Below are 15,813 nucleotides of genomic sequence, written 5' to 3'. Positions count from 1 at the left end.
GATTCTCCTTTATTATTAATAAAGGATTATACGTATAATAACCTTCAAAAATAGTATACAATCAGTGTGATAGGTTATCTTTGTAACATCATACATATTTAATTTTTATTTTGGCTTTTTCAAACAAAGATTAGGAGAGAGTTCTTATGACAACATTAAAAGAAATAATGTCTGTACAACAATTTTCAGATTTAACATTGTTAAATGATGAAGGCAATTTAGAGAGAGTGGTAGAAATGGTCGATATTACAGAGACACCTGATATCAAAGATTTTACTGCACAACACTCATTTATCGTAACAACTGGTATGTGTTATCAGGACAATCAATCTGGATTAATCGATCTCATTAGAGAATTAAATGATATACAAGTTGCAGGCATAGGTATCAAGCTTTCCCGATTTTTAAAAAAATTAGATGATGAAGTCATAGAATTCGCAAATGAATTAAAATTCCCAGTTATTAGCATTCCTGATAGTTGGAATCTAGGATCGATTACTCATCACATCTCGTCATATATTTTAGATGAAGAAACTGAAAAATTATATTTTGCATTAGATATCCAACAAGAATTAAATACAATGCTTATGAGAGGGTTAAGTTTGGAAATGATGATTGAACGGATGAGTAGACTCCTCAGAGTTCCAGTGATGCTATTAAATCCTCTTTATCAAATTAAATCAATGAGCCATCACTTCAATCAACACCCTGAAAATGTTCAAAAAAATCTTAATTATTTTAAAAGATGTTTAAATTCCAAGCATATTACGCCTAATAATAGAGAAGCTTTCCAGGAAGAACATATAATATTTGAGGTTCCTGCATTTAAATATTTTCCTTATTATCTTATGGTTTCAAACGTCAATACGCTCAATTATCCATTTAGTTTGCTAGCCATAGAACAGGCAGTAAATACTCTCAGTCTTGCAATCTATAAAAATAGTAAAATTAAGGAAGCGGAACAACAGGATGTGGACCGATTTTTTGAATCACTCATGTCTGAACACCCTGATAACCTTATTTCTGTCAAGCAGCACCCTGAGTTTTTAAAAAAGCATCATATCCAACCATCAAATTACTATCAGGTGATAATTTGTGCGATCGATAAAGAACAAGATGTAGAAAATAATATCTATTTGAATGAGCGGTATCAAATGACTTATGAATGGCTAACGCATAAGTTGATTGACATTGACCCCACTATCAGTATATATACGTCTCCAGGTAAGCATCGCTTTACGATACTTTTACAAACGAGACATCAATATTACTTAGATTACTGCAAATATCTCAATAAAGAGTATCAAAAGTTTTTTAATAATTCACTATCGTTTGGTATTGGTAATGAAGTCTCTGAATTCTCACAGTTACCACTATCTTATTTCGAAGCAAATGAAGCTTTTGATAATAAGTTTGAAAATGGTGAACTAGGATTTATAGAACTCTATAAATCCAAAAGTGTAGAAGAATTATTACAACTCATACCAGCCAACAAATTAAAACCGTTTATCACGTACACATTAGGTTCATTAGCCTATCCGAAAACAACGAAGGAAAAAGAACTAAAACATACTTTAAAAGTATATTTGGCGAACCATTGCGACCTCACAAAGACTTCAGAAGATATCTTTATTCATCGTAATACAGTAAAATATCGTATTAAAAAATGCGAAGAAATTTTAGGTCAGTCTGTCGAAGCTTCTGAAGCATCCTTGGATATTAGATTAGCTTTATTTGCATCAGAAAAAATTACATTTTAAAAAATCCCGCTAAAAAGCTATTTTGAATGCTTTTTAGCGGGATTTTTTTAGTGAAGAAAATGGAAATGTATTCTATTACCTATCACAGTTAAAAATAGGAAAATATTCTTGATTTAAATATATAAAAAAAGCAGACCATCAGTGGAAGATGTAGAAAATCTCCACTGATGGAAGCGTTGCTTTATTCTTGAGTTACAGGAGTTAGGGGCTGTTTTTTTTCGCTTAACATAACTACAATGAAAAATAATATCGCTGCTGCTGCAAGAAGTATTGCTGCAATATAGAATGCTAATACCTTCGAGCCAGTAATGTCACCAATATAACCAGTAAGCGTTGGCGCAACAACCGATGAAGTCATACCAAAGAAGTTAAAGAAACCTAATGCTTTAGCAATTGTATTTGATGATACTGAATCAGTTACATAGGTGATTAATACTGGATCAATTGCAAGTTTGCCTAGTAAACCATATAAGATTAGTGCAACATAAAGTACTGTTGGGTTAGGTGAAAATACTGTTAGACTAATTGTTAGCGCTGCACCAATTAACAAGAAGAAAATTAATTTCAGACGCATATGTGCATTTTTATCAATATATTTAGAAAATATTAATGCACCCGGTACTGCTGAGATTGCGACTAAAGCAGCTACATAGCCTACTGAACCTTGTTCGAATCCTTTTTCTGTGACAAGGAATGACGGTAACCATGTTACAATCATGTAATAACCATAACATGTTGCAAAATAGACAAAATAGACAACTAATTGTTTTGGTGAGAATAAATTGATTTTAGAATCTGTACCTTGTGTTGTTTTCTTATCTTCTGTTATTTCTTCTGTAGCTAATTTTTTGTCTTGTTTAACAAATAAAGCAAACACAAATGTTACAGCTAAAATGAGGATTGCTATAATATATAGTAAGAAATTCCATTTAATTTCAAGACCACCTACTAATACAGATGAGCCTATTAGACCAATGACCATCCCTAACGCTGAACCACTGTTTATGATCGCATTAGAAAAACTTTTCTTATCTTTTGGCATATATTTAGCTGATAAGGAGAAAGCTGCACCATAGTATGAGCCAGTCGAAAGACCTGCCAATAAGGCGCCGATGTACACTTGCGTGATTGACGAGCTTGTTCCAATGACGAATGCTGCTAATGAGAAAATGATGAATGCAGGGATTAATACTCGTTTTTGACCAAATTTATCAACGAGTATTCCTGATGGAATTTGCATACCTGTATAGGCAAAGAAATAAATTGAAGCAATAAGTCCTACTTGAGTATCGCTTATATTCCCTAGCGATTCTTGAATTTGTGGATATATTGGCGTAAGTATTGTACGATAAATCCAAATAACTACCCAACCTAAACACAGTGCAACAATTATTTTTTTGTAATAATTCGGGTCATTTTTAACTGTTTGTCCCATAATACGACACTCCCATTTTTCGTTTTTTTTACTTATGTAGTGCTTAATTTAATTTTAGGTTATGAGTACGTAAATAACATTGTTCATTTTTAACAAAAACAGAACCAACATTGCACATTTTAGACAAAAAACTTATGCTTGAAATTTTTATGAAAGTATGACTTATGGTATTCTCACTTGCCGATTTTTGCGTAGTTCTTTTGTACCTTCGGAAACTCTTCGAACAGTAAGGAAGGCTCAAGCAAACCAAAAAAAAGCCCGACTACCCTGTAGGTAATCAGACCGACCGCAATCTACTGTGCAACAGCTCTGCTTTGTAAAATAAAATTTTGCTGAGGTGTGACAATACTTAGTGATGGCACGAAAGATTCCTCCTTGTAGATATTGCATTTACAAGGAGGAATCTTTCTTTTTACTATGAAAACTAGCTAATCAACAGACGTACTATTTCAATTAATGATGATTATGCGGAATAAAGCCGATTGGTGTTGGACCCGCAATCCCTAACATCACAAAATCTTTATCAGAATTATTAGTCATTCCGTGCTTTTCACCAGCACGTGCAACAACAACATCTCCAGCTTTAATTTGAACCATTTCACCACACTCTGGATAAAAATCTGCTGTTCCTTCTACAACAATCCAAATATCATCAGCTTTCTCGTGCGAGTGAATTGGCAAATCTTGTCCTGGATGCATACACCAAACAGCTCCTACAGTATTAGGTGTTTCATAGAAAATATGTTTTGTCGCTTCTTCTTCTCTAAACTCTTGAATATCTGGCCAATGGAAAATACGATTTTTTAAATCTTTTCTTGCTATTTTTTTTAATGTCATTGTATTTTCTCCTTGTTTCAAATTTCCAAAAAACCTACATTATTTAGCGTTTAACAATATTTTGGCGTTTACCTTCTAAAAATGCTGTAGTGTTATCGAATGCAATTTTAGCACGCAGTTCCATCGCTTCATCCGTAAAGAAACCTACATGTGGTGTTAAAATTATATTTTTGGCGTGTAATAGTTTATAGTATCCAGGAATAGGCGGTTCCATATCAAATACGTCGATACCAGCTCCAGCAATTCGCCCTTCATTTAATGCATCCGCCAATGCATCATTATCAACAATTGGGCCTCGTGCACAGTTGATTAAAATGGCTGATTCCTTCATTAAATGTAATTTTTCTTTAGAAATTAAGCCTTTCGTGCTAGGTAGTAATGGAATATGTAATGACACAATATCTGATTGTGCTAATAACTCATCTAATTCCATATACTCGATACCTATATCTTTAGCTTCTGGATTAAAACTAGATTGATCTGAAGCGATTAAGTTTGCACCAAATGCTTTAAACAATCGAGCAGTCATTAAACCAATTTTACCTGTACCAATCAATCCAACTGTTTTACCTTTAATTTCACTACCTTGGAATGTCCCTGGGAAATTATCGGCACGAATTTCCCTATCACCCTTAGTAATGCGACGATACACGTCTAATACTAAGCCAATCGTTAATTCCGCAACCGCTTGATTCGCATATCCAGCTGCATTACATACCATAATATCTTGGTTTTTAGCTTGGGTGATACCTACATGATCAACACCTGTAAAGGCCACATTGATTAATTTTAACTTGTCATTTTGATCAATTACTTCTGTAGGATAAGGATTATTCGCAATCATAATAATATCTGCACCTTCACTACGACTTGCTAATTCTGCCCAATCAGACGTTTTCTCATTGTAATAAACAAATTCATGACCGCCCTGTTTGATTGGTTCCGCTAACTTTTCAATGATTGAATCTGGAACATTTAATGGTTCTAATAATTTTACTAACATACAATCCATTCCTCCTATTATGTCGATACGCCTGTTGATTAACTAGTGTCCATAGTTAGAAAGAGAGAATCACACTTCATTTGTTTTTGTATACTTCGCACAAAAAATCTAGTATTTACATTGATTTACACTCCTGTTTTTTCTTATTTTTCTTGCTATACGCTTAATCTGATTGTAGGATATGAGTAATTAAATAACATTGTTCACTTTTAACAAAAATACAAACGACATTACATATTTTTAACAAAAGCTTTCGTGCAAATTAAAAAATCAGCCCAAAAATTATCGGACTGATTCGTTACATTATCATCGTATATTTACCCACACATTGTTTTTTGTCTACCTTTTTAAGCAATCGATGCTCCTTAATTAAGGTCACTTTTTACACCTTTACCATAAAAACTCTATTCCACACTTTTTAGCGATTCAATCATATTTATTTTCGTCACTTTTCTTCTAAGAAGTAAGTTAGACACTATAGTCAGTAAGAACGCGACAATTATAGAGACTAAGATGATTAACATACTTAATTTATCTGGGATTTGTTGATGGGTGCTTGATAGAGCCTTTACGATAATTTTATAGACATAGCCACTGATTGGTAAAGCTACAATGACCGCAAATGTTGTTAGGATAATGTTTTCCAAAAATATTAATCTGTTTATTTTATTTTTTTGATAGCCTAATACTTTCAGTGTTGCCAGCTCACGATTCCTTTCATATATGTTGATGGAAGATATCGTATAGATGGCGCCAAAGGACAGTATGATGGCGCTTATGATAAACATGATAAATACAAAACTGTTTTGCTTCACAATATATTGTGCCGATTTTTTTAATTCATTCTTATCGGCAATTGTATCTACACTCCGATCTTTTTCAAAAAAATTACGAGCGCTCATAGCATCTGTAGCGTTATTTGTTTGAACTAAAAGCGAAGTTGGATTGTAGTCTATGTTAAAGCTCTTTAAGTACTCTGGTGTACTATAAAACGATGGATTCGAATACTGTGTAGAGATATTTAAAACCTTCATTTCTACAGAAGTATCTTTTAGCTCTGGCGCTGTAAACTTTATGTTGATACGATCCCCTTTAGAAATATGATATTTGTCAGCGTAAGATTTGGGGACAAGTACACCGTTATTTTCTAAAGCTATTCTATTGTCATTTTCGTCGAAGAAATGAACGAGATTGTTTTCTTGTTCAGTAACAACTAAATTGGCGCTTTCTTTTTCATTATCTTTTATGATTTCAATAGGAAGAGTGGCTAACAAATAACTAGTTTTAATTTCAGAAGGTAGTTTTACCGTCTTAAAATTTGTACCCATCGTATAATCGACTCTTAGATCATAAGCATAAACATCTTCAATTTGATCTGCTACTTTTAGCAAGGATGCTTGAGTACCGAAAGCAGTAATCAATAAAACGGTGCTTACAACAACACCAATTGAACTTGCTAAAGCTTTTTGTTTATTTAAAAATATATTTCTCAAAATGAGTTTATAACTGTAGGAAATACGGCTCCATAGACCTGGAATTCTTTCTATCAAGAGCTTTTTCATCTTCTTTGGCGGTTTAGGACGCATAGCCTGAGCTGCATGTTCCTTTAATATAGCTCTACCACTTAAGTAACATGACAGAACACCAAAGGCACTAGAGAAAATAATCGGTGGGATGATTGAAAATAAAGAGAGCGAGAATTTTATGTCAGGCAAAGAGTAGGCCCTTGCACAAGACGTAGTTACTAAAGGAATAAATACAAAAGCGGCAATTACACAACCTATAATTGAGCCTAGTATTCCTGCCAGCATAGGGTATCCCATATAGTGAAGCATAATGTTGCTGTTTTTTACACCTAAAGCCTTCATAATACCAACTTGATTCCTTTGCGAATCGATAATCCTCGACATGGCGAGAAATAGGATAATCGCTTCAATCAAAAAAAGTACTAAAGGTATAACTTTACTCATTAAGTTATTATTTTTAATCGTTTGATTGATTTTAGAATAGTTCAAAGTCCGTTCCTTATTTACTTGATCTAAATAGCTAAGTTGCTTGGACTGTTCTTCAATTGATTTGCCTAACTTTTCAATATCGTAACCTTCTGCAGCATCCACGATGATTTCATTAAAGTAAAAGCCATTTAAGATTTCGGGTAATGTTTCTTCAGCAATATAAGCGACTCCATATGCTTTATGGTCTTGAATTTCATTCTTTTTTGCGTGTTCAACATTCTCACCTAAGCCACTAATTGTAAAGTTAAAGCTGCTTTCATTCGCATTTATCGTGATTTGATCGCCGACACGATATTGATGTTCTTTTGCATAGTGAGAATCTAATAAAATCTCATCCTTTTTTAATGGGATACTACCTTCAGTTATAGTAGGTGTATTTATTTCATTGTTGTCTGGGATCGAATGAATTTTTAATGACGTTTTGTAATCTTCAAACGTTTGCGTACCATCAAAGGTATAACGTCCTTCGATTTTATTGATACCTTCAATTTTACTTAACCGAGTGACATCATTTTTAGAAAGCTGACTGTAATATACATGTAAATCGCTTAAATTATGTTTTTGAAAGTAATCCTTCGTATACGTATTAAGATTATTGCTGTAGGTTACTAGTCCCGCATAGAAAAAAGCACCTACTGCAATAACAATCACGACGGCGATAAATTGCCCCATAGACTGTTTGATGTCCCGCAATAATTTTAAAAGCAATTTCATGATTACCACTCAATCCCTTCAACACTTTGTTTTTCCTCATTTATCGTAACACTTTCGATCAGTCCGCTTTTTACTTTAATTATTTTGTCAGCCATAGGGGCAATGGCAGAATTATGTGTGACTAAAACAACACATTTCTTCGTTTCTCTATTTAAATCTTGCAGAAGCTTTAATACAGACTTGCCAGTTACATAATCCAAAGCGCCGGTTGGTTCATCACAGAGTAAAAGTAAGGGGTTTTTCGCAACAGCTCTAGCTATAGCTACTCTTTGTTGCTCTCCTCCAGAAAGCTGGGAAGGGAAATTTTTAATACGATCCGCTAATCCGACTTTATGTAAAATATCTTTAGCATCCAGATTGTTTTTACATACCTCAGTAGCGAACTCAACATTTTCAAGAGCGTTTAAATTCGGAATTAAGTTATAGAATTGAAAGACGAAACCCACTTTCTCACCACGATATTCCGTTAACTTTTTTTCGTTCAATCTTGTTATTTCTTGATTCCCAACAAAGACTTGACCTGAGGTAGCCGTATCCATACCGCCAAGAAGATTCAGAATCGTACTTTTACCCGCACCACTAGCCCCTAAAATAACGACGAATTCCCCCTCATTTATGGAAAAATCAACACCATTAAGGGCCTTAATTGGGACTTCTCCTATTTTGTATTCTTTCGTTACGTTTTTAAATTCGATTAGCTTTTTCATTTATTTCATCTCCTCAAATAATTTTTTATCAACGGCAAGTAACTCTAAAATAAACAACATTTGTCGTATATTTTAGAGTTACTTTTAGTTGTCTCTTTTTGTTGCTTGGCTTTATTAAGAAGCCGTTAATCACGGCAAAATGTTAGAAATTTAAATCGACTTAAAAAGGATTTCAATCTACCGATCTCTGTGGAGATTACAACCACATCACGCATCCACGGCTTCAAGAAGATTCCATAATATTGACGGCAGTAATGCCTCGGCATTATTTCGTCCGGATTCGGCCAAAAACAGTTAAATCATTCTAATAATATATAAGCTGATAAAATTAAATATATACACGTTTGGTAAAAAATACATTTTTAGTAGACATAATATAATTATTGGTTACCTAAGATTTAAATGATGAGTGACAAGATGTTAGAGGCTTAGAATAAGTATATTTATTCACAAAGAAATGAAAATCCTGATGTTAAGAATAGAAGAGGATGAATTATTCGCTTTCCTCCCCCTTTGGTTGATTTGTACATAGAACGGATTCTACGAACTAAAATAAACAATCCTATAAGTAGAAACATAGAAGTAGTTGGTATTGCAGTTTGCACAAAAAACCCCCCCGAATTATGTTTAATAAATGCATTATTGCATAAATTTCAACTATAACCAAATTTTCCCTATAAATTAACCTGCTCCGTTAGTTTAAATTTGACTCTTCACAATCTCATCTGTATTTAATATAAATATCCAGTTTTCTTTAAAGTAAGTTATTCAATTAAATGACCATAAAATCAAAAATGAGCGCTTATCCTTTTCCAGGATTGCGCTCTATAATCGAAAATCTTTTTAATAATTTCAACGGATATTATCGGAAAACTGCTCTTCAGATATTACTTGTATTCCATTTCTTTTAAGTAAAGCAGTTGTAACTCCGTTTCCAATAATTTTCTTACCTTTAAATTCGCCATTATAAATCATTGAACTTCCACAAGATGGACTATATTCTTTAAGAACGACTATTGTCGCTCCAACCTCTATAACCTGTTTTAATGTTTCGTAAGCTCCTTTTATGTACAATTTCGTAACATCTTTACCTGATATCTCAATCACTTTGGCTTTACCATTCAATACATCTTCCCCATCACCACCTATTATTTCAGCAGGTTTTCTGGGAGTTGAAAACCCACCAAGCAATTCAGGGCATACGGCAATCGCCTTATTGTCTTCTATTAGTTTACGAATCTTATTATCTAAACTATGCGTACCGTTATATCTTACTTTTAATCCTGCTAAGCAAGAACTTACTAATATCATTGCTATCACCTCAAATTAAATTTCACCTTATGTTTTTCAATTAATATCATTTCTTACTTCATTATCTGGTCCGATTGTTGAACACAAGTTAAACAACACTCTCCAACTAACCTGCTTCGTTCGTTGAATAACAGATAAAAAAATTACATATACAATACTTTTATTTTATAAGCATTCCAAATTATATATCTTTAATCATAAATAAAAGCTGAACTAATAAAAAATAGCTCAGCTTTATAGCTTATTATCATGTTACACATTGTATATAGGAAACTGATGTATTAACTGAATTAATAAAACATTCCCACCTCTGAGTTATTTTTTATTATTTAGTTAACGCCTGCATATCTGCCACAATCGTCTCAACTGGTACATCTGTTGTACCATTATAATCTTTCACAACAATCCCATCAGCATTAACTAAGTAATACCTTCCCGTATGTATAACTTGGTCAGAATTTGGATCGTTTTTCACGTGTGATTTAAACGATTTCATAGCAAACTGTTCAATAAACTTTTGATCATAGCCAGTTAATAGTTGCCATTTGCTTTCATCGGGTACTGAATATGTTTTTAAATAATTTTTTAAAACTTCTGGCTTATCAACCTGAGGATCAACGCTAAAAGCTAAAATCTGATAATCTTCCATGCCTTTATCCTGAAGTGCCTTTTGCACCTCCGTCATGTTATACGTCATTGGCGGACAAATGGAATTACAATTAGTAAAGATGAACATCGCTAACGAAGGCTTGCCTTTAATATCATTAAGGCTAACCTTTTCATTTCTTTGATTAGTTACCGAAAAATCCTGTACTTCTATGTTCATCTCAGGTTCAAATTTATAACTTCCACAACCAGTTAGAATGCTACTTAATGTTAGTATCAACACGAGCAAGACACTGTTCTTTTTCATATATTTGCTCACTTCCCTTCAATTTACCATCGTTTTTTATTGTATAAATTATAGTTACTGAATACAAGATATGAGCTTACCCTTTCATTTTTTTATGTCCATTCAATGTATATTGTATGATTTTGGTATATTAATATCCTATAATTTCTAGACAATTCACAATTCTTTTAAAATTTTTTAAAACTGTTTTTTACTATTTTGGTTATTTCCCAAGACATCATACAATTGTTATGTAACAGAGTTTTTTTAGTTTTCAAGCATATCCTACATATGGAGCCACAATAATAAATTCTTAAAATTTCTCTTTCACACTCGAATTTTCTCCCACATTCACAATTATCATCATTAAACTATTATAAGAATATTATTCTATAAAAAATACCATTCTCTTTTATACAGTTTATTTCTATTAAATCCTTATTATTTCTATGTTATTTCCACAATCTGAAAATGATCAAAAATTACAAAAACTCGAAATTTAGTATTGCATTATAAGAATCTTCCCCATAAAATAAGTGAATATAACGACGAGAGAAAAAGAAATATGTCGTTTAAGACAGAAATATATCACTTGAGGGGGAATAATAATGGTAAACATTTCTGGAGGCAAAAATAAAGATTCAGTTGACTATAGCGCAATTGAAGCTATGGAAACGTTCAATAAGTTCGTGAAAAAGAAGAATACCTTCCTTTTCTCGATTACAGCAGTATTTTTAACACTTTATATTTTGCTACCAATCCTCGCTTTTCAACCTGTACTACAACAAAAAATTGTCGGAAATATTACAGGTGTTTGGGTTTATTCAGCAGGATTATTCATGATGACAATCGTTCTTTGTACAGTGTATGTGAAAAAAGCTGCTTCATTCGATAAAGCTGCGGCAGCAGTACTAGCTGAGTATCAGGCGAAAGGTGGAAAATAAATGAACTTAGTATCCGTTGGTTTCTTTTTAGCAATCGTTAGTTTAACTCTTGTAGTAACATATATCGCAGCGAAACGTACGTCTTCTGCGGCAGATTTTTATACAGCTGGCGGTGGTCTTAAAGGTTGGCAAAATGGTTTTGCAATCGCTGGTGACTACTTATCTGCCGCTGCATTTCTTGGCGTATCCGGCGCGATTGCCTTAACTGGTTTTGATGGCTTCTTCTTCTCTGTAGGCTATGTAGTAGCTAACTTAGTTCTTCTTTATGTAATTGCGGAGCCGATGCGTAATTTAGGTCGTTATACTTTGGCAGATATGCTTACTGCCCGTTTTAATGAAAAACGCATTCGCGGGGTAGCTGCGTCAGGAACAATTATCATCGTAATCCTTTATATGATTGCACAATTAGTAGGTGCTGGTGCTCTTATTAAACTATTATTTGGTATAGAGTATTGGATTGCGGTTTTAATCGTAGGTGTTATGATGACGACTTATGTATTATTCGGTGGCATGACAGCTACTTCTTGGGTGCAAATTATTAAGGCTAGCCTTCTTTTATTTGGGACAGGCTTATTAGCTACATTAGTATTAATTAAATTCGACTTCTCTCTAATGAAAATGTTTGATACGATCGCTGTGGATCATGGCGAGAAATTCCTTGTACCAGGGATGAAATATACAAGTTCAATTGATTCGATTTCGATGATGATGGCGCTTGTCTTAGGAACATCTGGGTTACCTCATATTTTAATGCGCTTCTTCACCGTTAAAGATGCCAAAACTGCTCGCTCTTCTATTTCATGGACGACTTGGATTACAGCTATTTTCTTCTCATTAACTATTTTTTTAGGCTTCGGAGCATTAAATTTTGTAGGGATCGATAAAATTCTTGCTGAAAGTAAAGCTGGTAACACGGCTGCCCCACTTCTTGCTAATTATTTGGGCGGTGATGTGTTAATGGCATTTATCGGTGCCGTAGCATTTGCAACTATTTTAGCTGTTGTTTCGGGTTTAGTTTTAACAGGAGCTTCTGCGATTTCCCATGATATTTATGGAGAAATCATTAAAGGTGGTAAATTAACAGAAAAGCAACAAGTTGTAGCAGCTCGTACTGGTTCAATTTCTATTGCCTTTGTTTCCATTATCCTTGCACTATTTGCACAAAACTTGAATGTATCGTTCTTAGTATCCTTCGCATTTTGTATCGGTGCTTCAGCAAACTTACCTGTTATTCTGTACACAATCTACTGGAAAAAATTCAATTCAACAGGTGCTATAACAGCGATGGTAACTGGTTTAGTATCATGTTTAGTTTTAGGTGCTATGGGACCAAATGTATGGAGTCCTGTTGAAGGTGCGGCAATATTTGTTGGTAATCCTATCGTACCGTTAGCAGTTCCAGCGGTTATTACAATTCCACTTGGCTTTATCACAGGTTATTTAGGCACTGTTCTATCTTCTAGCAAAGTACCACAGGAAGAAGCAGATCGCATTTACAAGGAAATTCGCGTGAAAGCAAACACAGGTGTATCCGTCTCTGATATCTCTCATTGATTGCTTTCCGCAATCCAAATAATTGCAAAAGGCTATATCAATCGTCCTATCCTTCATAATAAAAATATCAAGTTAAAAAACTCGATTTTTTGTCGGGTTTTTTAACTTTTTATTATAAAAAATTTACCATTTTACTTATTGAACAATACTATTCTCTTTCAAAAAAGTTTGATTTTCACTGAGTAAATAGTGTTTATTTTTTATAAAAAACCATTCTTTTTTTAAAATTTTATCCTAATTTCCCACTCGAAAATCTAGAATTGACCTAACTTCGCTTGTTTATCAGAATTTTCCAAAATCCTTTTATTTCTAGGGCTTGTTATGTATATTCTCTTTTAAGACTATTTTTCTAAAAATTATTTTTTCATAATTTTTCTGAAAAGTATTGCAATTTTGTGAACTGTCTCATAAAATGAAGAGGTGAATTCACTAACCTAGCAAATTCGAGTCTTTAAGCAGAAAAAATAAACACAAAATGGGGAATGTTAATGGGGAACAATCAAGCAAGCAAGGGCGTCGTGATTGACTATGATGCAATTGCAAGTCAAGAATCATTTAAAGCGCTTGTTCGAAGAAAGAAATCATTTCTTTGGTCAATAACTGTGATCTTCTTAGCAGCTTATATGTTGCTACCAATTCTTACTTCGTTCACGACAGTACTACACCAAAAGGCAATTGGGGAAATTACTTGGGTGTGGCTATATTCAGCAGGATTATTCATCATGACTTGGAGCTTATGTCACGTATATGTAGCAAAAGCGAATAGTTTTGATAAAGAAGCACAGGCGATTATCGCTGAATACGAGAACGGAGGTGGCCGCCGATGAATAACGGGATGAGTTTTACAGCCATATTCTTCTTCGTAGCCATTGTTGGTTTAACATTAGTTATTACATGGTGGGCATCAAAACGAACATCTTCTGCAAGTGATTTCTATACTGCAGGCGGCGGGTTAACAGGCTGGCAAAATGGACTAGCCATCGCAGGTGACTACTTATCAGCAGCATCTTTCTTAGGGATCGCCGGAGCAGTTGCATTATTTGGATTTGATGGATTCTTCTTCTCTATCGGATATTTAGTAGCTTACTTAGTGGTTCTATACATCGTTGCTGAGCCATTACGTAATCTTGGTAAATTTACATTAGCTGACATGATCACAGCGCGTTTTGATAGCTCTAAAGTTCGTGGTACAGCAGCTTTAAGCACTATTACAATTGTATTATTCTACATGATTGCACAACTAGTTGGTGCAGGAGCACTTATTCAATTACTTTTAGGGATCGACTATTGGCTTGCCGTATTAATCGTAGGCTTTATGATGACGACATACGTACTATTTGGTGGTATGACTGCAACATCTTGGGTACAAATTATTAAAGCTTGTCTTTTAATGTTAGGAACAGTTATTATTTCATTCTTAGTATTAAAAGAATTCGGCTTTAGTATTGCAACGATGTTTAAAGAAATGGAAACTGCAACTGATAGCGGTGCAGCTTATTTGAACCCAGGTCTTAAATATCAAAATGGTATAGATACTATTTCAATGTTAATCGCTTTAGTATTAGGTACAGCAGGACTTCCACATATCCTAATGCGCTTCTTTACAGTAAAAGATGCAAAAACTGCTCGTTCCTCAGTAATCTGGGCTACTTGGATTGTAGGTATTTTCTACATTCTTACAATCTTCTTAGGCTTCGGTGCAGCTAAATTCGTTGGTAAAGAAGAAATTATTTCTGCAAACGCTGCTGGTAACATGGCTGCTCCACTTCTTGCGGAAGCACTTGGTGGAGACATATTATTCTCATTCGTATGTGCGGTAGCTTTCGCAACAATCTTAGCGGTAGTAGCTGGTCTTGTCCTTTCTGGTGCATCTGCCCTTTCGCATGATATTTATGGTCAAATCATTAAAAAAGGCAAAATCACAGAGAAAGAGCAAGTACTTGCAGCTCGTATCGGTTCTATCACAATCGCTGTTATTTCAATCCTTTTAGCACTTGGTGCACAAACATTAAACGTAGCGTTCTTAGTATCACTTGCATTCTGTATTGCAGGTTCAGCTAATTTACCTGTAATCATCTATACAATCTACTGGAAACGCTTTAATACAGCAGGTGCTATTACAGCAATGTTAACAGGTTTAATCTCTGCTTTAATTCTTGTTGCAGTTTCACCAAACCTTTGGAATCCAGTTGAAGGAAAAGCAATTTTCGTTGGAAATCCATTAATTTCGTTAACGAACCCTGCAATAATTTCTGTACCACTTGGCTTCCTTGGAGGTTTCATCGGAACATTCCTTTCTAAGGAATCAGATGCTAAGAAATATCGTGAAGTGGATGTTAAAGCTAACACAGGTATTTCTGTACAGGACGTATCTCACTAATATAACAATGACCTTGTAAGTTAATAATACTTACGAGGTCTTTCTTTTTCTTAACTTGTTGCCCAAGCGTTCATCTAACGCATCCACGAAGCTTTGCTCTGCGCGAAAAAGAAACGTCAGCAACAATTTTTTATGTGCGAAAGCGTAGCGTCAGCAACAATTGTTTTCTGTGCGAAAGCGTAGCGTCAGCAGCAATTGTTTTCTGTGCGAAAGCGTAGCGTCAGCAGCAATTGTTTTCTGTGCGAAAGCGTAGCGTCAGCA

The 15,813-nt window shown here is 34.2% G+C and carries 13 protein-coding genes; 5 read left to right on the top strand and 8 right to left on the bottom strand.

What is annotated here, in order from left to right; translation table 11 throughout:
* Nucleotides 1-146 precede the first annotated feature (146 nt).
* A complete protein-coding gene (locus ACIQZA_RS04485) occupies nucleotides 147-1,760 on the top strand; it encodes a PucR family transcriptional regulator (RefSeq protein WP_402880591.1) in 1,614 nt (537 codons plus the stop codon).
* Between the two features lie 181 nt (nucleotides 1,761-1,941).
* Here ACIQZA_RS04485 and ACIQZA_RS04480 read toward each other — a convergent pair whose 3' ends face one another.
* The 8 genes from ACIQZA_RS04480 to ACIQZA_RS04445 all read right to left on the bottom strand — a co-directional run bounded on the left by ACIQZA_RS04480 (nucleotide 1,942) and on the right by ACIQZA_RS04445 (nucleotide 10,695).
* On the bottom strand, nucleotides 1,942-3,195 hold the full coding sequence (locus tag ACIQZA_RS04480) for an MFS transporter (protein WP_402880592.1): 1,254 nt from the start codon (nucleotides 3,193-3,195) through the stop codon (nucleotides 1,942-1,944).
* A 453-nt stretch (nucleotides 3,196-3,648) separates the two neighbouring features.
* Nucleotides 3,649-4,032, bottom strand: a complete 384-nt coding sequence (locus tag ACIQZA_RS04475) for a cupin domain-containing protein (RefSeq protein WP_402880594.1) — start codon at nucleotides 4,030-4,032, stop codon at nucleotides 3,649-3,651.
* A 43-nt stretch (nucleotides 4,033-4,075) separates the two neighbouring features.
* Complete coding sequence (locus ACIQZA_RS04470) at nucleotides 4,076-5,035, bottom strand: 2-hydroxyacid dehydrogenase (protein ID WP_400938420.1); 960 nt, start codon at nucleotides 5,033-5,035, stop codon at nucleotides 4,076-4,078.
* A gap of 404 nt (nucleotides 5,036-5,439) precedes the next feature.
* On the bottom strand, nucleotides 5,440-7,764 hold the full coding sequence (locus tag ACIQZA_RS04465; RefSeq protein ID WP_400938422.1) for an ABC transporter permease: 2,325 nt from the start codon (nucleotides 7,762-7,764) through the stop codon (nucleotides 5,440-5,442).
* A gap of 2 nt (nucleotides 7,765-7,766) precedes the next feature.
* Nucleotides 7,767-8,471, bottom strand: a complete 705-nt coding sequence (locus ACIQZA_RS04460) for an ABC transporter ATP-binding protein (protein ID WP_400938424.1) — start codon at nucleotides 8,469-8,471, stop codon at nucleotides 7,767-7,769.
* 443 nt (nucleotides 8,472-8,914) lie between these two features.
* Nucleotides 8,915-9,049, bottom strand: a complete 135-nt coding sequence (locus ACIQZA_RS04455; RefSeq protein ID WP_483869530.1) for a CcdC protein domain-containing protein — start codon at nucleotides 9,047-9,049, stop codon at nucleotides 8,915-8,917.
* Between the two features lie 274 nt (nucleotides 9,050-9,323).
* Nucleotides 9,324-9,782: a 2-thiouracil desulfurase family protein gene (locus tag ACIQZA_RS04450; protein ID WP_400938427.1), complete on the bottom strand. Its 459-nt coding sequence runs from the start codon at nucleotides 9,780-9,782 to the stop codon at nucleotides 9,324-9,326.
* Nucleotides 9,783-10,107: 325 nt separating this feature from the next.
* Nucleotides 10,108-10,695, bottom strand: a complete 588-nt coding sequence (locus tag ACIQZA_RS04445) for an SCO family protein (protein ID WP_400938429.1) — start codon at nucleotides 10,693-10,695, stop codon at nucleotides 10,108-10,110.
* A 587-nt stretch (nucleotides 10,696-11,282) separates the two neighbouring features.
* Between ACIQZA_RS04445 and ACIQZA_RS04440 the strand changes: the two genes are divergently transcribed.
* The 4 genes from ACIQZA_RS04440 (at nucleotide 11,283) to ACIQZA_RS04425 (ending at nucleotide 15,552) form a co-directional block, all read left to right on the top strand.
* A complete protein-coding gene (locus ACIQZA_RS04440; protein ID WP_400938431.1) occupies nucleotides 11,283-11,618 on the top strand; it encodes a DUF485 domain-containing protein in 336 nt (111 codons plus the stop codon).
* A complete protein-coding gene (locus tag ACIQZA_RS04435; protein WP_400938434.1) occupies nucleotides 11,619-13,172 on the top strand; it encodes a solute symporter family protein in 1,554 nt (517 codons plus the stop codon).
* A 488-nt stretch (nucleotides 13,173-13,660) separates the two neighbouring features.
* Entirely contained in the window at nucleotides 13,661-13,999 is a 339-nt protein-coding gene (locus ACIQZA_RS04430) for a DUF485 domain-containing protein (RefSeq protein ID WP_400938437.1), read from the top strand.
* A gap of 8 nt (nucleotides 14,000-14,007) precedes the next feature.
* Nucleotides 14,008-15,552, top strand: coding sequence for a solute symporter family protein (locus ACIQZA_RS04425; RefSeq protein WP_400938668.1), 1,545 nt, complete (start codon nucleotides 14,008-14,010; stop codon nucleotides 15,550-15,552).
* The last annotated feature ends 261 nt before the right edge of the window (nucleotides 15,553-15,813 follow it).

Origin of the sequence: Lysinibacillus sp. NPDC096382, assembly GCF_044762845.1 — a bacterium.
Lineage (GTDB): Bacteria > Bacillota > Bacilli > Bacillales_A > Planococcaceae > Lysinibacillus.
This window is presented reverse-complemented; position numbering and strand designations above follow the sequence as displayed.